Raw genomic sequence first — 18,821 nt, forward strand, 5'->3', positions numbered from 1 at the left:
GGGTTTTTCCTTTTACGTTAATTTTTCTACAATGAACGTGAGTTGCGCTTCCAAGGAGATCGGGTCATTAAAATAAGAGCCTTTCTGATCAATCTGAAAAACCTTGTTTTTTTTTACTGCTGACAGTCCCTTCCAAACGTTTGTACCGTATACACTCTCCGGATTGGCATCATCTCCGGACCATGCACTGGTAAAAATGTAGTCTCCCGCAAAATCCGGCAGTGTTTCAAGAGATACTTCAGCCCAGCCTGTATTGCTATCAATGGTTTCTTTTTGTACGGCATTCGGAGCCTTCAACTGGAATTCACCGTAAAGGATGTCTCCACCCCTTCCGAAGTTGTGCCCAAACGCATAGATCCCCTTGGCGTATGGCTGTAGAATCGAAACAGTTTTATCTCCTACCGCTGCTTGCACCTTAGGTTTTGCCTCAGCAATTTTCTTGTCCCATTCGGCAATCCACTCATTCGCCCTGTCTTCTCTTCCTGTCATTTTGCCAAACTCCCGCAGTTCTTCGCGGATTGGCTTCTTACCGTATGGAATCACAACCGTTGGAGCTATTTTAGTGAACTCCTCGATATTCCGATCCCCTTCAAACACGATAAGTAAATCAGGATTCATCGACAGTACTTTTTCTAGCGATGTTCCGTCGCCCACGCTTTCGATACCATCCAGCTTCCCTTTAAAATACGGGTTTCCCATAGCATGGTCCGTGATACCGATAGGCTTGACCCCCAGTATCAGAAAATGTCCAACATAGCTGTCCGCAAGTATCACAGCCCTTTTTGGGTCCTTTGGTATTTTCACTGTGCCATTAAACGCTTGGTAGTTGATATATTCATTGGTACTCTCGTTACCTGAACTTTCCTGAGCAGGTTGAGCAGTTGGATTGGCTGGTGTCTGTCCGCAGGCTGATAACATGCTGATCATGACCATCATAAGGGCTACCATTATGATCTTATCTAAGCCTGATTTTCTCATTCTCAAAAGAACCTCTCCTTCGCGAATCTTGAAATTGATAATCATTCTCGTGAATTTTAGCATAAAGAGATTGCTCTGCCCATCTTTTTCGCGTTATCCGAGATACCATTTACAATCCGTCACAAAAAAATGCCGCGAAGCATGTTCGCGACATTGGTAGCTTTATTTTTTCAGCTTATTTCGTTACTTTGTGGAGTCCGAACAGCATGAGGACATCATTATTGCTGCTCTCATACTCTTTCACTTCACCTTTAAAGGAAGTTTCTTTGACAATAATCTTGCTGCCTGTCGCATTTGGTTTCATTTCAATCATATAGGAAGATAGATTAAGATCATCTGCCTTAATACCTAACTTCTCGGAGAGATCTTTAACCGTGGCCTTCTGCTCACCTAGTTGACTGTCTTTAATGGTTACTGCCTGGCCATCCTTAGAAAAAACGAATGCAATCGTCAGGTCTAGGTTACTTTTTTCCGCTACGTTTGCTTTTGCGTCTACTGTTGTGGTTGCATACGGTATAACAGTACCAATCACCCCAGTAAGTAACAAAGCTGATGCAGTTGTCATCCATTTCTTTTTCATTGATCTCGCTCCTTTTCATATCCTTTTTTATGGGCAAGTAAATCTCTTACTCTCTTACTTGCTAAATCTAGGGTAAGATGAAAAGTTAAACAAAATTGTGGGGTAAAACTAAAATTTCCCTTAAATCATTGCGCATCCTTGGTTCTCCGAAATACCCTTTACAATCCGTCACAAAAAAATGCCGCGAAGCATGTTCGCGACATTGGTAGCTTTATTTTTTCAGCTTATTTCGTTACTTTGTGGAGTCCGAACAGCATGAGGACATCATTATTGCTGCTCTCATACTCTTTCACTTCACCTTTAAAGGAAGTTTCTTTGACAATAATCTTGCTGCCTGTCGCATTTGGTTTCATTTCAATCATATAGGAAGATAGATTAAGATCATCTGCCTTAATACCTAACTTCTCGGAGAGATCTTTAACCGTGGCCTTCTGCTCACCTAGTTGACTGTCTTTAATGGTTACTGCCTGGCCATCCTTAGAAAAAACGAATGCAATCGTCAGGTCTAGGTTACTTTTTTCCGCTACGTTTGCTTTTGCGTCTACTGTTGTGGTTGCATACGGTATAACAGTACCAATCACCCCAGTAAGTAACAAAGCTGATGCAGTTGTCATCCATTTCTTTTTCATTGATCTCGCTCCTTTTCATATCCTTTTTTATGGGCAAGTAAATCTCTTACTCTCTTACTTGCTAAATCTAGGGTAAGATGAAAAGTTAAACAAAATTGTGGGGTAAAACTAAAATTTCCCTAAAATCATCGCGCATCCTCGGTTTTCCGAAATACAATTTACAATCCGTCACAAAAAAATGCCGCGAAGCATGTTCGCGACATTGGAATGCCTTATTTATTGCCGAGCTCCGGCTTGTCTTGGTAAAAGAAATTCGGCGTATGGATGGTGTTGTCGTACAGACTGTGGAAAATATGTGTAGCTGTTCCGGAGATCGGCGGAACCAGCCATGTCCAGTCACCCGTAACCGGTCGACCACATTTCTCTTCTCTTTCCTCAAATCGCTTGAATTGCTGGCTTGCCGTATGGTGATCGACAATCGATACTCCTTTTTCCTTGAAGGAATGCAGGACGGCTACGTTCAGCTCGATAAGCGCTTTGTCTCTCCAAAGGGTCACTTCCCTGCTCGTATCGAGCCCCATGACCTCTGCGACCTTTGGCAGCAGGTTATATCGTTCTTGGTCAGCGAAGTTGCGAGCACCTATCTCCGTTCCCATGTACCAGCCGTTAAAAGGCGCGGCCAAATACTCGATACCGCCAATCTCCATGCGCATATTCGAAACAATAGGAACCCCATACCATTGCAATCCCATATCAGCAAAGCCCGGCAAATCGGGATGCACGATCGGCACCTCCAAGACCAGCTCCTGAGGAATCTCAAAAAACTGCGGCGTCCGATCTCCAATTTGCACGACAAGCGGCAAAACGTCGTAGTTTGTGCCTTTCCCTTGCCATCCCAAGCTCTTACATAGCTTCGTCAACGGAAGCGAAATCGGGTCACCCAGTACGCCATACTCTGTCTCATATCCCGCGTAGCGAATCAGTTGGTCATTCCAGATACGCATGGGAGCTCTACCTGCTACAGCAGGTGCAAAAACGGTGATGGTCGGGCGAATTTTCCCGCCATTGGTGGCAAAGTCGATGTGTCGGAGCATAGCCTGCGCCATCTCTTCTTCTGTTTCGACGTGCCGCTCATCTATCACAAGTAACGAATCCCAAAAGAATCGCCCAATACATCGATTGCTGTTGCGCCAGGCCATTTTTGCTCCGTGACGAAGTTCCTCGGCCGTATGCTCATAATATCCTTGCTGATGAATCAACTGTCGTACTTCTTGCAGCCGTTGCTCGGTTTCTTCCGTTGTCTTGTCCAGTTCGCGATAGCATGTCCGGATAAATTGCTCTGCCGCTTCCATCAATTGAATTGGTTCCATATTACCCTCTTTTCACGCTGAAGGGTGTCTCTTCGCTGTTACTTTCTTCATCGTAGAATTTTGTTACCTACATTATAAATTCACTCGTGCTTGATTACCAATCATGTAGGCATTTGGACACATATCTGTAAGAAACATAGATAGATGGCAAACCAGATAAAATGGTAGGCGGACAACCAGTTTTGCTTAACAAATCAACAAACATGCGTTTCCACTGTGGGCTGATTCTTTATCGCAACCGTCGGTATTCGTGACAGTTACGGAAATTGTTACCGTAAGAGTCTGGATCAATTTCACACAGTCCTAACGAAAATAAAAAAAGAGCGCCTTAGCGCCCTCCTTAAACCGATAAGATTTTTCCGGCGATCTCTTTCGCCTTTATTTCGTTGTGACGACGAACCCGTCCAGATAAAAGGAATAATTCTACAATAGAAATAATAAGAGGAATGTACGTCCAGCAGAAAAGGGTATAAACAATTCCGAGGCCTACGCGATTCATATAATAGTGATGGGCTCCCACCCCCCCAAGGAACAGACAGAGGAGAATAGCTGTCGTGGAGTTTTTCTGGACTTTGCCGTACTCGGACTGGAAAATCAATTTTTGATCCATTGTCATGTTTTTCTGGATAAGGATTGTATCCATAATGTGAAATTTCTCCCTCATGCTATATGAAATGTAAAAATTTAATAACGCAATAATACTACCCCTTTTATTACCTGTAAAGGAAAAAAGAGCAGCAATGGGCTACTCTTTTTGTTTGCTTTCTACTTCTGATAGGAATGTAGTAAAAGACATCGGAGGAAGTAATTCTTGCGCGACTTGCGCCATTACATGCAAAAAAGACAGGTGCTTACACACCTGCCCTTTCCCCTAAACAGTCATATGGTTCCACATCTCCGACTTACTCAACGAAACAGCATCTGCTCCACCCTTCAACGCTTCGTTGACCTGTTCCATATTCCAAATCAACCCGCCCAAAATAATCGGCTGCGACAAATGCTCCTTGATATACGAAATAATAGACGGCGCTATCCCCGGCATGATTTCAATCGCATCCGGCCGGTTTTCCAAGACGTTTTTAATGGTCGTCGTGAGAGAGGTTGAATCGATCAAAAAGACTCGCTGGATCGTCAGCATCCCTTCCTTTTTGGCCGCGCGTATCATTGGTCCTTTGGTAGTGACAATGCCCGTTGGTTGGATATAGGTGGACAAGAAACGAAAAGCCTCTTTGTCATTGGACAAGCCATTCATGAGGTCTGTGTGCAAAAAAATCGGCTTGCTCGACTGACGGATGGTTTCAGCTTCCTCCATCAGCTTGGTCAGCTTTCCATACATCAAAAGGATCGCGCAAGCTCGGGACGCCATCGCCTCTCCCAAGCGATCCTGTTCGGTTGCCGCAATAACCGGATTCTTTTTCAAAATCGTTTTCATGTCCATACTATTCGCCTCCTGCCCTCAGTAGCCGTTCCACACTTACCTCAGCGCAGCCAAGCTGCTTTGTCTCTACAACCCAATGACCCGCGAATCCGTTGTCTTTTAATAGAGACAGGATAGGCTCGAACGGGATCGTTCCATCGCCTATCGCCAAATGATCGTCCAGCTTGCCAAAGTTATCACTCAGGTGAAGCGCGGACAAATGAGGAAGTACTTCCTGTAATGCATCGATTGCATATCCCGGACGAATCAAATGGGCATGGCCTACGTCGTACACGATCCCCACGCGAGAGGATTGTACGTGACGGCATATACGCACGAGATCCTCGACGTTCCACCCCAGCACTTTTGGATATGGGGGAACATTCTCGACCGTCAGAATGGTTCTATTCTCTGCGGACAGCTCGTTGGTCAACACGTGGAGTGCCTGACTCACATTTTCCACACCTCTGGCTCGCTCTGTTTCCGCGAGGCGGTCTTCTACTTCCCCCGCATGCATCACGACGTGGGTACAGTCGAGAAAGCTAGCAATCTCCAGGCAGCGCTTCATCGTGTCCATTGTTTGCTCCCGGGCTGGTCCTGAGTCCGCCGCCAGATTACAGCCGCTGATTGGCGCGTGAATCGACCAGGCAATCCCGCTCTCCTTTCCTTGCTGCTTCAACTCTCTAAGCTGCTCCCTGGACCAGTCCAAGAGGTCGGCATGATTCTCTTCACACATAATCTCGATGGCCTTCCAGTCTTTTTGCAAAAGCTGAACAATAGCATCACGCAAGGACAGATCAAATAACGCATAGGTGGAAACGGCAAACGAGCTTTTGTCTCTCATCATTCATGACCCTCCCTCTTATTTCACGCCGGAGTGGATGAAGCTGTTGATAAACTGCCGCTGGAACAACAGAAATGCCAGCAACAACGGAAAAATCACCATGACCGTCGCAGCACTTACCTCGGCCCACTGCGCCCCTGTCTCAAACGATTGGGCAAAGATCGCCAGACCGACAGTCAACGGGCGATTTTCCACGGAATTCGTAATAATCAGCGGCCACATGAAGTTGTTCCAATGGTAGCTGACCGAGACCAAACCAAACGCAATGTAGGTCGGCTTCGCTAACGGAACGTACACCCTCCATAGAATCTGGAACCAGGAGCAGCCTTCCATCCGTGCCGCCTCCTCCAACTCGTGCGGGATTGTCTTGAAGGTTTGTCTCAACAGAAAGACCCCGAAGGCAGAAGCGAAGTACGGCAGCATAATGCCGATTTTGGTATCCAGCAAAGACAAGTCACGCAGGACATTATAATTGGGAAAAATCAAGATATCTGCTGGGACCATGAGCTGGACCAGGAACAGGACAAACAGCACATCCTTTCCCCAAAATTGCAGCTTCGCAAAGGCATAGGCCGCCAGTGTAGCTGTGATCATTTGTGCCACCAAAATACCCGTCACGATCAAAAAGGTATTGATGTAGTACTGGTCAAAGGGAGCTGCGTCCCACACCTTCGCAAAGTTATCGAGTGTAAAATCTGCACTGAGCGACCACGAAGTCGCCAGCTCCCTCGGGCGAAAGGAAGTCCAGACCGCCCAGAGCAAAGGAAACAACCAGAGAACGGCCAAGCCGTACATTCCAACCGTTGTGATTTTGCGAAGCATCTGCCATCCCCCCTTAGTTGTAATGAATCTTTTTATCCATACCAAAAAACTGAAAAGCAGCGACTAACAGCAGCAGCGCGACCATGACAATCGTCAATGCCGAGGCCATTCCTTGATCCCAGAAAGAAAACGCCGTTTCGTATATGTAGTACAGCAAGAGATTGCTGGCATTATCCGGCCCGCCTTTGGTCATGATCACCAAATGGTCTACCAGCTTGAAAGAATTGGTGAAGGCGATAATACTGACAAACATGGTCGTTGGCATAAGCAGCGGAAAGGTGATGCGGCGAAAAACCGTCCAGGACGATGCCCCTTCCATGGAGGCGGATTCGTATAACTCCTGTGAAATGTTTTGCAGCCCGGCCAAATAAAAGATCATGAAATAGCCCGCTTCCTTCCAAATGACCATGAAGATCATCGCCCACATCACGTTTTTCTGATCGCCGAGCCAGTTCATGTCGCCTTTTCCGAACCACTCCATCACATGACTAAGCGCTCCGTACTCCGGTGTGTAAATAAACAGCCAGATGTTCGCCACTGCAATCATCGGAACAACTGTCGGGTAAAAATAAGCCGTGCGGATAAAGCCCTTCCCTCGTATTGCCTTGTTGGCGAACAGTGCCATAGCCAGCGCGAGAGCCACACTCGTCGGCACCGTTCCGATGGCAAACCAGATATTATTGGTCAGCACCTTCCAAAACACTTCATCTTCCACCATTTGTTTATAATTATCTATCCCGTTAAAAAACGGCTCTGGAGAACCCAGATCCGCTTGATGAAAACTGAGTATGAACGTTTGTATAACCGGATAGAAGGTAAACAACAGCAGGAAGATGAGGGAGGGAAGGAGCAAGAGCCAGGCGTACATATTCACTTTCCATTTTGCGCGTAGTTCCCCCATTGTCGCTCCCCCATTGCTGCTTGATTTATTTATTGAACGGTGCTAGCATCTTGTCCGCTTCTTCCTGCGCTTTTTTCAATGCTTCCGCAGGCTCGGATTGACCAGTAATCACAGATTGCAGCGTGTCGTTCAAGAGCTTTGTCACTTTGCCGTTATTGTGTGTAGACATCTCCGCATGACCGTATTCCAACTGGTCGCGAGCCACTGCTGCTGCCGGGAAGTCTTTGACGTATTTCTTCATAATCTCTTCTTCATAAGCAGATTTGCGTGTGGCAACATAGCCCGTATCGACGCTCCACTGAGCAGCGCGCTTAGACTCGGTCATAAAGCGAATGAACTTCCATGCCGCTTCCTGCTTCTTTGCATCCGTTCCTTTGAACATATAGAAGTTACCGCCCCCTGTCGGGCTGCCGTAGTTCTTTTTCGCTGGCAAAAATGCTACGCCAAAATCAAACTTCGCGCTTTTCTTCACGTTCGTCAGGTTCCCTGTCGTATGGAACATCATCGCCGTTTTGCCTTCCAAGAAATCAGACGGTACAGTCGCCCACTCGTTGACGCCTTCAGGCATCACTTGATGCTTTTTGGACAAATCTACCCAAAATTGCATGGCTTCTACATTTTCTGGCGTATCAAAAAACACTTTTTTCCCATCTTCGGACATCAAGTTCTTGCCGTTTTGCAGGGCCAGTGCTTGGAACATCCAATACGTAAAGCTCGAGGAAGGAATCTCGACGCCGTAGCGTCCGTCCTTTTTCAATTTGGCAGCGTACTGAACCAGCTCATCCCAGGATGCCGGCGGTTTTTCCGGATCAAGCCCGACTTCCTTGAACGCGTCCTTGTTGTAATAGAGCACGATGGTGCTGCGCTGGAATGGAATACTGTATGTCTTGCCGTCTACTTGGGAATTCGCCAAGAAGCCCGGGAAGAAATCATTTACGTATTCGCTGCCCCCATCCTTGGCAATGAAGTCGTCCAACGGTAGGATGGCATCCATGTCCATCATCGTATGTAGCTCGGTTGAGAGCATCACCGCTACGTCAGGAGGAGTCTTGCCCTGTACAGCTGCCTGTACTTTTGTCGTCGTATCCTGATAGCTGCCCGTATAGACTGGCTTGACTGTGATATCTGGATTTTCTTTGTTAAACTCCTCGGCCATACCGTCCACGATCTTGGTCAAAGGACCGCCAACCGCAACCGGATAATAGAAGGACAGCTCTGTTTTGCCTGACGAATTGGCTCCTTGGCTCGCATTGTTCGTGGACGAAGAATTCCCACTGGAGCAACCCGTGATCAGACTCATACTCATGACGACCGCAAACAAGCTTTTGACAACTTTACGCATCGCAGTACCTCTCCCTTTTCTTATCTCAATTGGTCGTAACCGCTAGATTTTTTCCGGTTTCTCCATCAAACACGTTCACCTGAGCTGGATCAAAACGAACATGCATGGTTTCGCCTCTTTTGCAGTGCCATTGCCCGTTCCATTTGGCCTTCCACAGATTGTCTCCCACGGTGAATTCTACAATGGTCTCCGAACCGAGAATCTCTACGCCCTGCACGGTGACAGGAAGTTGGCAGGAAGCATCTTCCACAGATTGCCCTTCAAGGGCGGGCTGCAGTGACTCTGGACGCAGACCGAGAACGACCGGGGTCTGGTCCTTGATACCATTAAAAATAGGAAGCGGCAAAAAACGCTGACCTGCTAGCTCAATCCCTGCTTGATCGCCTGTCCGCCAAATGGCAGGCACCGTATTCATCGGGGGTGCCCCCGTAAACTCCGCCACGAACAAATTCGCTGGATGGTTGTAGACATCGAGCGGTTTTCCGACCTGCTGCACTTCGCCGTCACGCAGGACCATCATGCGGTCTGCCATCGTCATCGCTTCCACCTGATCGTGCGTAACGTAAATCATCGTGATGCCCAGCTCTTGCTGCAAGCGGCGGATTTCTGTGCGCATGTGCCCGCGCAGCTTGGCATCCAAATTGGACAACGGCTCGTCCATCAGGCAGATAGGGTGCTGACTGACGATGGCCCGTCCGAGTGCAACGCGCTGTCGTTGTCCCCCGGATAATTCCTTTGGCTTGCGCTGTAAAAGATGCGCGATGCCCAACATCTCCGCTACACGCTCCAACCGCTTGCCCTGCTCCGCTTTGTCTACTTTTCGAACCTGCAAACCAAACAAAATATTATCTTTTACCGTCAAATGCGGATAAAGTGCGTAATTTTGAAAGACCATGGAGATGTTTCGCCCGCTCGGAGGAACTTGGTTCATCGGCTTTCCGCCAATCAACAGCTCTCCCGTGCTGATCTCCTCCAGTCCAGCAATCATGCGCAGTGTGGTTGATTTCCCACAACCAGAAGGCCCTACCAGCACAAAAAATTCTCCTGGCAGAATACGAGCGCTCACTTCATTGACTACCTTCTGGCTCCCATACAACTTGGAAATGCGCCGCAATTCCACTTCAGCCACGACTTTCCCCCCTGAACCTCTCGCTGTTTTTTACGTATCACTCGACTATAACAATTGCTTACTAAGGTAATATTTGGGTATTGTAAAGTTTTTGCGCATAGTCGGTAATAATTCCCCCGACTCCCGCCTCGGTTGCCCGCTTCATAGCTGCTTCCTCGTTAACTGTATACACGGTCAAAATAATTCCCCGATGCTTGGCGAATCGGATTATCTCTGGCGTGACAATCTCATGGTTGATAAAGTATTGAGCATTCAGTTGGACCGCATCTGTTACCTGCTTTTCGGCATACTGTTCCAGCTGTTCCTTTGGCTTGGTCCCGCTCAAGGTAAAGCCTAGTCCCAATTCCGGATTGAGCTTGGCGAAACGCTCCAATACTTCTGAGCTGAAGCTGCTGACAATCACATCTTCAACCATGTCGTGCTCCTTGATGGCCTCTGCCATTTCCTTTTCGTACCCAATCCCCTTTGCTTCCAGAATGACCACCGCTTTGCCCTTGGCCGCTTCCAGCAATTCATCCATGGTAGGAATGACAGCATCGGTAATCTCAGGCTGGTACCAGGAAGGATTTGCTGGGTCGAGCTTGTTCGCGTTTAATTCTCGCAGTTCCTTCAGCGTGAAATCCTTTACCTTCCCTGTCCCGTTAGTGGTTCGCTCCAGATCAAAATCGTGGATCAGGACAAGGTGGCCATCCTTTGTTTTATGGACGTCTGTCTCGATGATCTCCACACCCAGCTCCATCGCTTCTTCAAAGGCGTACATCGTGTTTTCCGGCTTTAAGGAAGGGATACCTCGATGCGCCATGACCATCGGAGGTTGCGTGATGCTTTTCTCTGGGTACGCAGCAAGCAGCTCATGTACCTCTTTTGGATCGTGTGAGACAACCCCCGCTACACCCATCTCGATCATTTCACTCGCTTGACTCTTGTTCGCCCGATCAATTCCCCACACGGACAACCCGCGATTGCGGAAGTAGCGAATGACATCCTCCGTCATCGCCGTTTGCGAGAGAACGATCACATTGGAACGACTGCTTCTGGCTGAGCGTACGAGCTCCTTTTGTTTCTTTTCGTTCAGCTTGCCGTCGATATACACAAGGGCACCACGGTATTCATTGTTTTTCTCCCGCATCTCTTGGACGATTTCCGGTCGGGAAGACACAATGTGCACATCAGAGAGGTTCTCTTTCTGGAGCAGGTGATCGACCTCCGCTACCAATTTCTTGTCCTCGATATGAATCACCGGGATCGCCTTGCCCTTAATCTGGTCCAGTACCTCTTCCAGCGATGTGCCGTCTTGGGTGACGACTCCGTTCTTCCCGGATTTTTTCACCGGAATAAAAATGGAAGACGCTTCAGCATCCAAAATCGTATCGATCTCGGACTTCTTGTCGTACATGGCAATCACTGTCGGCGGAAGGACAATTCCAGTCTTAGGCTCAGGGACAATCAGTACGTCGTCTTTCAGATCAGAGACCGGAATCTTATCTTTTTGGGCATTCGGTCCAAACAACAGCTCACCAGGGGTCGGCTTGGGCTGATCGACAAAATCTCTGGACGCATCATTCGTATCCTTTTCCGTCAGGCGTTCCATCGAGTGTCCACCAGCGACTCCCGGATGAGAGGTGACTCCCGGAACCTTCGCATCCATATAAGCCATCGAATCCACCACATTGTACTCAGGGTCCATCAGAATGACATGATCGCCGCCATTGGCCAAATAAATGCTGCCTGTCGCCCAATCCGTCGGCAATAGCTCAGGAACGTCTTCCATGGAATCGAACAATTCAAAATCTGGCGTGACGCCATGGCGTTCCACGATTCCGTCTGCATAGCGGGAAATGACAATCGTCTGGTAAGGCTCAATCATGGTGCCTTCCGGAAACGCATGCATGCCTTCGTTTCCTCCACGCTTTTCCTCGTCGCCGATCATGTATCCACTCAAATCAATCGGATCGTTGGAGATATTGGTGATTTCGATAAACTCGCCTGTGCTTTCATCAAAAAGGGGATCATTGACAACCTCTGTGATGAGCAAGGTTTTGCTCACCGCACTTTGCGCCATCGCGGGCATACTGCCTGTCACCAGACTTGCTGCCATTAGTGACCACAACCACTTTTTGCTGCTCTTTCCCAACTCCATCTCCCTTACCTCCTCGTTTTCCTACTCGACTTGCACCATGGCTTCCATCGTCGGAAGGATGTAATCTGGCTGGATTTCTGTGGCTTCCAGCTCGCGACTGGTCGTCACACCTGTCATTACCAGCGCCGTTTTCATGCCGCTGTTTTTCCCGAGTAAAATGTCTGTTTCCAAACGGTCGCCCACCATGACGCATCTTTCTGGCTGCACATGAAGCTGTTGAAAGACCTGATCGACGTAGTACCGAGACGGCTTGCCAGTCATCGCCCAGACAGAGGCTCCACCAGCCGTTTCAATGGCTCTCGCCAACGCCCATGTATCAGGAATGGCACCCCCTGGCACCGGACATAACGGATCGGGGTTCGCTACGATCAGGTGGGCTCCATTTCGCACAGCGTCAGCAGCTTGTTGCAGCTTTTCATACGTAAATGCACGGTCCATTCCGACCAATACATGCGTAGCTGCCTCCGCATCTTGCACCTGCTTTATATGAAAGCTCGCAATCTCTTCCTCCAAAGCAGACTCCCCAATGATCAGGACACGCGCTTGCTCCGCATTCTCTTGAAGATACAATCCCGCCGCATAGGCAGCCGTCATGATTTCTTCCCGTCCGGCAGCCAATCCGAGCTTCTGGAGGCGAGTCTGACAAGCTGTTCTTGTCTGTACCGTCGTATTGGTCAAAAACATGATTTTTTTCTGCTTCTCCCGCAGCGCGGCAAGTGTCTTTTCCACCCCAGGAAGCAGCTCATTCCCGAGAAAAATCGTTCCATCCAAATCAAAAAAATACGCATCGTACCTATCTGTATCTAGCAAATCCCCTGCTCGCTCCTTTCATTCGAAAACACAAAAAGCCCTCATACACGGCAATAGCACAAAGAAACAAACCGAACGAACGGTCTTTTTCGAATCTATTGCTGTATGAGGGCTTTCTCCACGTCTCGACCCACTTACAGACGTTATTTATTTGGTTGATAGCTCGATCATAGCAAGTCATTGTTAAGGGATTGTTGAGCTACTTTTGGTTTTATGTGAACATAGCCAAAACTAACCAATGATTGTTAGCAAAAAAAGATTGCAAACTGTCTAAGAAAGAGTAAAATTCTTTGTGGATGATAATGATATTCATTATCGACATATAAACATATAATTATGCACTCATATTATATTGAAGGGATGTCTTTTCATGATTCAAAAATGGAGTTATCCACTCGCCGCAGTTGTTCTCGGATCTTCCTTGCTCGCCGCTTGTGGAAACGCACAAACACAAACCGAAGAGAAAAAGCCGGAAGCCGCTCAGCCTGACAAGCCTGCCGCAGCTGATCAGTCTGCGACAGCGAGTACTGCTTCTACTCCTTCTCCTGAGATGCAAGCCTCTATTGATCAATACCGAAAATGGGTCGTCGACCAAACCGACCAATTCGTAAAAGCAACAGAGAGCTTCACCACCGCCGTTAAAGCAGGCGATATGGAAAAAGCGAAAAAAGAGTATGCTCCAGCCCGTGCTTATTTTGAGAAAATCGAGCCTATCGCTGAATCTCTCGGCGATTTTGACCCGTGGATCGATGCCCGCGAAGGCGATGTACCTGATAACGAATGGCGCGGCTATCACAAATTGGAAAAGGCACTCTGGGAAACCAAATCGGTCGCTGACCAAGGAAAAGTGGCGGATCAGCTGCTGCAAGATGTGAAGCAGCTCCGCGTGAAGGTAGAGAGCGTCGAAATCGATGTGCCTATGCTGGTAACGGGTGCGGTAGAGCTCTTGAACGAGGTATCGTCGAGCAAGGTGACTGGTGAGGAAGAACGCTATTCCCATACGGACTTGTATGATTTCGCTGCGAACGTGGAAGGCGCTCACGAAATTTACAAAGTATTGAAGCCTGCTGTTACGGCTAAAGACTCTGCTCTTGCAAATGAAATTGAAGCTCGCTTCGCTGATTTGGACAAAGCACTCGCACCATACCGCAAAGGCGACGGCTATGTGCTGTACACCGAGTTGAAGCCAGACCAGGTGAAAAAGCTGAGTCAGTCACTCGATGCATTGGCTGAACCATTGTCTAAAATGGGTACGATCGTAGGAGGCTAACAAGATGAATGACAAGCATCTCGCAAACACCACAGCGAACAAATTCACACGTCGAGAAGCTCTAAAGTTGGCTGGTGTCGGAGGGATTGGACTGCTGTTGGGGGCGACTGGGGTCAATAGCCTTTTGCCCTCTACTCCTAAAAATGAGCAGACAAGTGCCACTCCGACCGGTGCAGATGAGGTCATTCCCTTTTATGGCAAGCATCAGTCCGGGATCATTACACCTATGCAGGATTTTATCTGCATGGGTGCTTTTGATTTGACGGCGACCTCGCTAGGGGATGTCCGCAAGCTGTTTCAAAGCTGGACGCAGGCAGCAGCAAGCATGACTGCCGGAAAAAACGTCGATGAGGAGAGCGATAACGCCCTTCTTCCTCCTGTAGACACGGGAGAAGCCATGGGCCTGCGCCCAATGAAATTGACGATTACATTTGGGCTTGGCGCTTCTTTCTTTGACGAGCGCTTTGGTCTTGCAGCCAAACGCCCAGCTCCCTTGGTCGATTTGCCTCGTTTCAACAGCGATGAAATGCGAAAAGAATGGTCGGGTGGCGATATTGTCGTGCAGGTCTGTGCCAACGATCCACAGGTCGCCTTCCATGCCCTACGGAATTTGGCCCGGATCGCTCGAGGCAAAGCTGTCCTCCATTGGCTACAAGAGGGCTTCCAACGTACCAGCGCATCCGACCCAACTGGCTCCACACCACGAAATCTGATGGGCTTCAAGGATGGCACGAACAATCCGCAGGTGAACGATCCCGCTACTGCAAATGAAGTCGTCTGGGCGCAAACTGCTGAAAGTCCCTCGTGGATGGCAGGCGGAAGCTACATGGTCATGCGTCGAATCCGCATGCGGATCGAGGTGTGGGATCGCTCCTCCCTCACCGATCAGGAGAATACATTTGGTCGTCACCGTTTAACCGGAGCTCCTCTTGGCAAAGCAAATGAGTTCGACGAGCTGGAGCTGGATCGCAAGGATGCCAAGGGCAAACCCGTCATTCCTGTGGATTCCCATGTCGCCTTGGCTCATATGGAGGGCAAGGTGAAAATTTTGCGGCGCGGTTACTCTTATTCGAGTGGAATGGATCTCAAGACTGGTCAGCTCGATGCTGGGCTTTTGTTCATTTGCTACAATCGTGATCCGCGCAAGCAATTCATTCCGATGCAACAAAAGCTCGCATCCGTCGACCTGCTCAATGAATATATCACCCATGTCGGCAGTGGTTTGTACGCCTGTCTTCCTGGTGCAAGTGAGGGCGGATACATCGGGGACACGCTTTTTTAACCAACTACCTGGGATGGAGTGAACACCTTGAAACGCTATCTGTTTATCATTTGTACCTGCATGCTGCTATGGACATCTGCTCTGTCTGCCGCTGTAGCTGCGCCGCTGGTGCCAGAGCAGCTCAAGCAAATGATCGCCCTCTCCAGCGATGCCTTAATTAGCAGTGGAGATAACAACTGGGAAGAAGTAACCAAAGCGATCAGTAGTATGAAGACCCTCTGGGAGGGCAATTCGGAAGAGACCTCCGCAGATGCCCAAGCATTGACACAAGCAATCGCGGAAGCAGAGCAAGCCCTTGCCCAAGCAAAGGCGAATCCTGACACTGTAAAAGCAGCCATCTCCAATCTGGCAAAAGCAACGGATCGTTACGTCTCTTCCCAAGATGAAGGCGGTCAGCCAAAAGAACGTGCACACAAGCAAATTGCGGCATTGCTACCGCTCTTGCAAAACAGCATGACAGCGATCACGGAAGGCGATCTGACGAAAGCCAAGCAATCGTACAACAGCTTCGTCACCGGCTGGTACAAGGCAGAGGGTCTTGTTCGAGCGGAAAATGCCACAGTTTACGGCGATATGGAAATCAAAATCAGCGGTGCGCGCATTGCCCTGAATACAGAACCACCCGATCCTAAAAAGAGCGCAGAGAAAGTACAGGCACTCATTACTACGATGGACAATTATTTGTCAGGAAAGGCAGTCCAACAGGCAGCTACGAATCCTTCTTCTGAGCAGCCGTCCATCTCGTCTCTACTGACACTCCTTGCTTCGGTAGAAACAGATATCGCCAATCAGGATGCAACCGCTGCTTCGGACAAAATGGAGACCTTTATCACCTCTTGGCCTTCCGTTGAAGGCGTGGTCATGACCAAATCGCCTGCTACCTACAGCAGTATCGAAGCCAAGATGGTCGCCATCCCGACACTCATCCTGTCCAATCCCCCGCAATGGGAAAAGGCCACGGCTCATCTTACGGAAATGAAAGCAGAGCTTGCGCCATTCGCGACAGCGTCCTCGTACACTGCTTGGGATGCGGGACTTATCTTGTTCCGCGAAGGGCTGGAGGCCATCTTGATCATCGTCTCTCTGCTTACTGTCCTGAACAAGTCAGGTAATGCTGACAAGCGCAAATGGATTTGGTCTGGGTCCATTGCCGGGATCGTAGTTTCCGCCATTCTTGCCGTCATCCTCAGTTTCGTTTTCTCCACCCTCTCCACAGGCAACTCGCGAGAAACGATTGAGGGAGTAACCGGTCTGATTGCCGTCTTCTTTATGGTGACGATCGGTGCCTGGTTGCATAAGAAGTCTAATTTGCAGGCATGGAATCAATTTGTCGAGAAATCTATCGGCTCTTCTTTGGCAAAAGGAGCTCTGTGGTCACTCTCCTTCACGGCCTTTCTCGCTGTCGCCCGCGAAGGGGCTGAAACGATTATCTTTTATATGGGGATGGCCGCTACAATCTCCATGACAGACCTGGCGATCGGCATTTTGAGCGCGCTTGTCGTCTTGGCCGTGATTGGCCTTGTCATCATCAAGCTGAGTGCACGCATTCCGGTTCGTCCGTTCTTTTTTGTAGCCAGTCTCTTGCTCTACTACATGGCGTTTAAATTCGTCGGCGTCAGCATCCACGCTTTGCAGGTGACGGGAAGCTTATCTGCACACAGCAGCGATTACTTGCTGTACGCACCGACTCTCGGCATTTACGCGAGCTGGGAAACAACGATCCCGCAATTGATCATACTCGTGATCGTTCTTTTCAATTTGTTCCTGTATTCACGGAAAAAAGTAGCCACTCCTATTCCGCGGGTGAACTAAAAGAGAGAAAACCTGAAAAACGCAGCTCCTTCATGAGAGCTGCGTTTTCTTGTAAATCCTGATATTATTTTTGGCAATCATTCTTTATCGCAAGTTCACATTTTTTCTGTTATCGTTAAATTTTTATGGGACAAGTTATGTTACCATATTACAGGTGTAACCTTCTTTTTACATTTATCGTCATTAGAAGGTACGATTCGATATTAGGATAGGAGTTAGATATGGGGGCAACATCAAATTCTGTTAAAGTTGACGTCAAAACAACGCCACGCGTTCGACAAAATATGGTCTATCTGTTAGTGAAGCAGCTTCGTCCACATCAATGGACGAAAAACCTGCTTGTCTTTGCTGCCTTGCTATTTTCCTTGCACAAAGTAAGTCCGGATGTCATTGGAAAATCCGTGCTAGCCTTCCTGCTGTTTTGTTTTGTATCCGGCTGCGTCTACATCCTCAATGATTTTGTCGATATCAAAAATGACCGAAATCACCCGGAAAAACAGTTCCGGCCCATGGCTTCTGGTGCATTGCCGCCAGCGCTCGCATTAGCATTCGGTGCGTTTTTGCTTCTGGGTTCCCTTTTTAGTGCTTATTACTTTGACCGACTATTCGCGCTCGTACTGTTCGTTTACTTTGTGCTCAACGTCGCTTACTCGCTGAAGCTGAAGCATGTGGTCATTCTGGACGTCATGATTATCTCAGCCGGTTTTGTTTTGCGTGCCATCGGTGGAAGTCTGATGATCCAAACGCCTTTCACCCCGTGGTTTTTGCTCTGTACGATGCTGCTCGCGCTGTTTTTGGCCATCAGCAAACGTCGCCACGAGTTGATTTTGTTGCAACAGGATAAAGGAACGCATCGCAAAGTGCTCGACAGTTATTCGTCCGAATTGCTGAATCAGTTGAATACGATTGTGACAACCATGACAATTATCAGCTATTCCTTGTTCACTTTTACATCAGGACGCACGATTCACTTGATGTGGACCATTCCGCTCGTGATCTTTGGTATTTTCCGTTACCTGTACTTGATCACCGTCGCGGGCCAGGGCGGCAGTCCGGAAAAAGTTTTGTTGCAGGACAAGCCGATTCTCATTACGGTGTTCCTGTATGTCGTCATGGTAGCCGGGATTATTTACGTATTTGAATTTAAATGAGTTACTTGCTCAGAAGGTTGTGGATTAAGCTATGCCATCCATTGTTCTAATCATCATTTCCGTGATCCTCAGTGCGTGTGGACAAGTTGCGATGAAAATGGGCGCATCCTCGCTCACCAGCAACAATGACATGCTGCTACTGAAGTTCCTGCACTATTTCACGAACCTGCCGATTATGGTGGGACTTACGCTTTACGGTCTTTCTGCGTTTATCTGGATTGCTGCACTGGAAAAGGTGCAGCTCTCCTATGCTTACCCCATGGCAGCACTCGGATACGTGTTGGTAGCTGTAATGTCCTTCTTGATCTTCAACGAACCGTTGTCCCTTACACGTATTGTCGGTCTGGCGATTATCGTCGTGGGCGTCGTCGTCATTTCTCAGTCATAATCATCAACGTAGAGGA

General features: G+C 48.4%; 18 protein-coding genes. 5 read left to right on the forward strand and 13 right to left on the reverse strand.

Going from position 1 to position 18,821, the window contains the following annotated elements:
* Positions 1-12: 12 nt before the first annotated feature.
* From ACQ5DJ_RS11005 to ACQ5DJ_RS11065, 13 genes are all read right to left on the reverse strand, one after another.
* On the reverse strand, positions 13-978 hold the full coding sequence (locus tag ACQ5DJ_RS11005; RefSeq protein ID WP_429842565.1) for an iron-hydroxamate ABC transporter substrate-binding protein: 966 nt from the start codon (positions 976-978) through the stop codon (positions 13-15).
* Positions 979-1,153: 175 nt separating this feature from the next.
* Complete coding sequence (locus tag ACQ5DJ_RS11010) at positions 1,154-1,558, reverse strand: hypothetical protein (RefSeq protein WP_429842502.1); 405 nt, start codon at positions 1,556-1,558, stop codon at positions 1,154-1,156.
* A 224-nt stretch (positions 1,559-1,782) separates the two neighbouring features.
* Positions 1,783-2,187, reverse strand: coding sequence for a hypothetical protein (locus ACQ5DJ_RS11015; protein WP_429842502.1), 405 nt, complete (start codon positions 2,185-2,187; stop codon positions 1,783-1,785).
* 212 nt (positions 2,188-2,399) lie between these two features.
* The gene (locus ACQ5DJ_RS11020; RefSeq protein ID WP_429842503.1) at positions 2,400-3,497 is read right to left on the reverse strand and encodes a nitric oxide synthase oxygenase; all 1,098 of its coding nucleotides are present in this window, start codon (positions 3,495-3,497) and stop codon (positions 2,400-2,402) included.
* A 340-nt stretch (positions 3,498-3,837) separates the two neighbouring features.
* Positions 3,838-4,140 (reverse strand): TM2 domain-containing protein, encoded by a 303-nt coding sequence (locus ACQ5DJ_RS11025; protein ID WP_429842504.1) that lies wholly within the window; start codon positions 4,138-4,140, stop codon positions 3,838-3,840.
* 228 nt (positions 4,141-4,368) lie between these two features.
* Positions 4,369-4,935: a glycerol-3-phosphate responsive antiterminator gene (locus ACQ5DJ_RS11030; protein WP_429842505.1), complete on the reverse strand. Its 567-nt coding sequence runs from the start codon at positions 4,933-4,935 to the stop codon at positions 4,369-4,371.
* Between the two features lies 1 nt (position 4,936).
* Positions 4,937-5,758 (reverse strand): sugar phosphate isomerase/epimerase family protein, encoded by an 822-nt coding sequence (locus tag ACQ5DJ_RS11035; RefSeq protein ID WP_429842566.1) that lies wholly within the window; start codon positions 5,756-5,758, stop codon positions 4,937-4,939.
* A gap of 18 nt (positions 5,759-5,776) precedes the next feature.
* A complete protein-coding gene (locus tag ACQ5DJ_RS11040; RefSeq protein ID WP_047070123.1) occupies positions 5,777-6,580 on the reverse strand; it encodes a carbohydrate ABC transporter permease in 804 nt (267 codons plus the stop codon).
* 13 nt (positions 6,581-6,593) lie between these two features.
* Positions 6,594-7,481, reverse strand: coding sequence for a carbohydrate ABC transporter permease (locus ACQ5DJ_RS11045; protein ID WP_429842506.1), 888 nt, complete (start codon positions 7,479-7,481; stop codon positions 6,594-6,596).
* Positions 7,482-7,506: 25 nt separating this feature from the next.
* Positions 7,507-8,823: an ABC transporter substrate-binding protein gene (locus ACQ5DJ_RS11050; RefSeq protein WP_429842507.1), complete on the reverse strand. Its 1,317-nt coding sequence runs from the start codon at positions 8,821-8,823 to the stop codon at positions 7,507-7,509.
* Between the two features lie 25 nt (positions 8,824-8,848).
* Entirely contained in the window at positions 8,849-9,952 is a 1,104-nt protein-coding gene (locus tag ACQ5DJ_RS11055) for an ABC transporter ATP-binding protein (protein ID WP_429842508.1), read from the reverse strand.
* A gap of 61 nt (positions 9,953-10,013) precedes the next feature.
* A complete protein-coding gene (locus ACQ5DJ_RS11060) occupies positions 10,014-12,092 on the reverse strand; it encodes a glycerophosphodiester phosphodiesterase family protein (protein ID WP_429842509.1) in 2,079 nt (692 codons plus the stop codon).
* A gap of 21 nt (positions 12,093-12,113) precedes the next feature.
* On the reverse strand, positions 12,114-12,902 hold the full coding sequence (locus ACQ5DJ_RS11065; protein WP_429842510.1) for an HAD-IIA family hydrolase: 789 nt from the start codon (positions 12,900-12,902) through the stop codon (positions 12,114-12,116).
* A gap of 370 nt (positions 12,903-13,272) precedes the next feature.
* Between ACQ5DJ_RS11065 and efeO the strand changes: the two genes are divergently transcribed.
* From efeO to ACQ5DJ_RS11090, 5 genes are all read left to right on the forward strand, one after another.
* Entirely contained in the window at positions 13,273-14,172 is a 900-nt protein-coding gene (gene efeO / locus ACQ5DJ_RS11070; RefSeq protein ID WP_429842511.1) for an iron uptake system protein EfeO, read from the forward strand.
* A 4-nt stretch (positions 14,173-14,176) separates the two neighbouring features.
* Positions 14,177-15,454, forward strand: a complete 1,278-nt coding sequence (efeB, locus tag ACQ5DJ_RS11075) for an iron uptake transporter deferrochelatase/peroxidase subunit (protein WP_429842512.1) — start codon at positions 14,177-14,179, stop codon at positions 15,452-15,454.
* 27 nt (positions 15,455-15,481) lie between these two features.
* Complete coding sequence (locus ACQ5DJ_RS11080) at positions 15,482-17,266, forward strand: FTR1 family iron permease (protein WP_429842513.1); 1,785 nt, start codon at positions 15,482-15,484, stop codon at positions 17,264-17,266.
* A 221-nt stretch (positions 17,267-17,487) separates the two neighbouring features.
* Positions 17,488-18,417: a decaprenyl-phosphate phosphoribosyltransferase gene (locus tag ACQ5DJ_RS11085; protein WP_069849938.1), complete on the forward strand. Its 930-nt coding sequence runs from the start codon at positions 17,488-17,490 to the stop codon at positions 18,415-18,417.
* Positions 18,418-18,448: 31 nt separating this feature from the next.
* The gene (locus ACQ5DJ_RS11090) at positions 18,449-18,805 is read left to right on the forward strand and encodes an SMR family transporter (protein WP_429842514.1); all 357 of its coding nucleotides are present in this window, start codon (positions 18,449-18,451) and stop codon (positions 18,803-18,805) included.
* Positions 18,806-18,821 lie beyond the last annotated feature (16 nt).

Origin of the sequence: Brevibacillus sp. FIR094 (genome assembly GCF_050477165.1) — a bacterium.
In the GTDB taxonomy this organism is placed as follows: Bacteria; Bacillota; Bacilli; order Brevibacillales; family Brevibacillaceae; genus Brevibacillus.

What these genes read in the sequence shown, in the direction of transcription:
- ACQ5DJ_RS11025 (WP_429842504.1), bottom strand. Translation starts at nt 4,140, where the DNA reads ATGGATACAATCCTTATCCAGAAAAACATGACAATGGATCAAAAATTG.
- ACQ5DJ_RS11015 (WP_429842502.1), bottom strand. Translation starts at nt 2,187, where the DNA reads ATGAAAAAGAAATGGATGACAACTGCATCAGCTTTGTTACTTACTGGG.
- efeB (WP_429842512.1), top strand. Translation starts at nt 14,177, where the DNA reads ATGAATGACAAGCATCTCGCAAACACCACAGCGAACAAATTCACACGT.
- efeO (WP_429842511.1), top strand. Translation starts at nt 13,273, where the DNA reads ATGATTCAAAAATGGAGTTATCCACTCGCCGCAGTTGTTCTCGGATCT.
- ACQ5DJ_RS11010 (WP_429842502.1), bottom strand. Translation starts at nt 1,558, where the DNA reads ATGAAAAAGAAATGGATGACAACTGCATCAGCTTTGTTACTTACTGGG.
- ACQ5DJ_RS11045 (WP_429842506.1), bottom strand. Translation starts at nt 7,481, where the DNA reads ATGGGGGAACTACGCGCAAAATGGAAAGTGAATATGTACGCCTGGCTC.
- ACQ5DJ_RS11005 (WP_429842565.1), bottom strand. Translation starts at nt 978, where the DNA reads ATGAGAAAATCAGGCTTAGATAAGATCATAATGGTAGCCCTTATGATG.
- ACQ5DJ_RS11090 (WP_429842514.1), top strand. Translation starts at nt 18,449, where the DNA reads ATGCCATCCATTGTTCTAATCATCATTTCCGTGATCCTCAGTGCGTGT.
- ACQ5DJ_RS11020 (WP_429842503.1), bottom strand. Translation starts at nt 3,497, where the DNA reads ATGGAACCAATTCAATTGATGGAAGCGGCAGAGCAATTTATCCGGACA.
- ACQ5DJ_RS11030 (WP_429842505.1), bottom strand. Translation starts at nt 4,935, where the DNA reads ATGGACATGAAAACGATTTTGAAAAAGAATCCGGTTATTGCGGCAACC.
- ACQ5DJ_RS11060 (WP_429842509.1), bottom strand. Translation starts at nt 12,092, where the DNA reads ATGGAGTTGGGAAAGAGCAGCAAAAAGTGGTTGTGGTCACTAATGGCA.
- ACQ5DJ_RS11085 (WP_069849938.1), top strand. Translation starts at nt 17,488, where the DNA reads ATGGGGGCAACATCAAATTCTGTTAAAGTTGACGTCAAAACAACGCCA.
- ACQ5DJ_RS11040 (WP_047070123.1), bottom strand. Translation starts at nt 6,580, where the DNA reads ATGCTTCGCAAAATCACAACGGTTGGAATGTACGGCTTGGCCGTTCTC.
- ACQ5DJ_RS11035 (WP_429842566.1), bottom strand. Translation starts at nt 5,758, where the DNA reads ATGAGAGACAAAAGCTCGTTTGCCGTTTCCACCTATGCGTTATTTGAT.
- ACQ5DJ_RS11050 (WP_429842507.1), bottom strand. Translation starts at nt 8,823, where the DNA reads ATGCGTAAAGTTGTCAAAAGCTTGTTTGCGGTCGTCATGAGTATGAGT.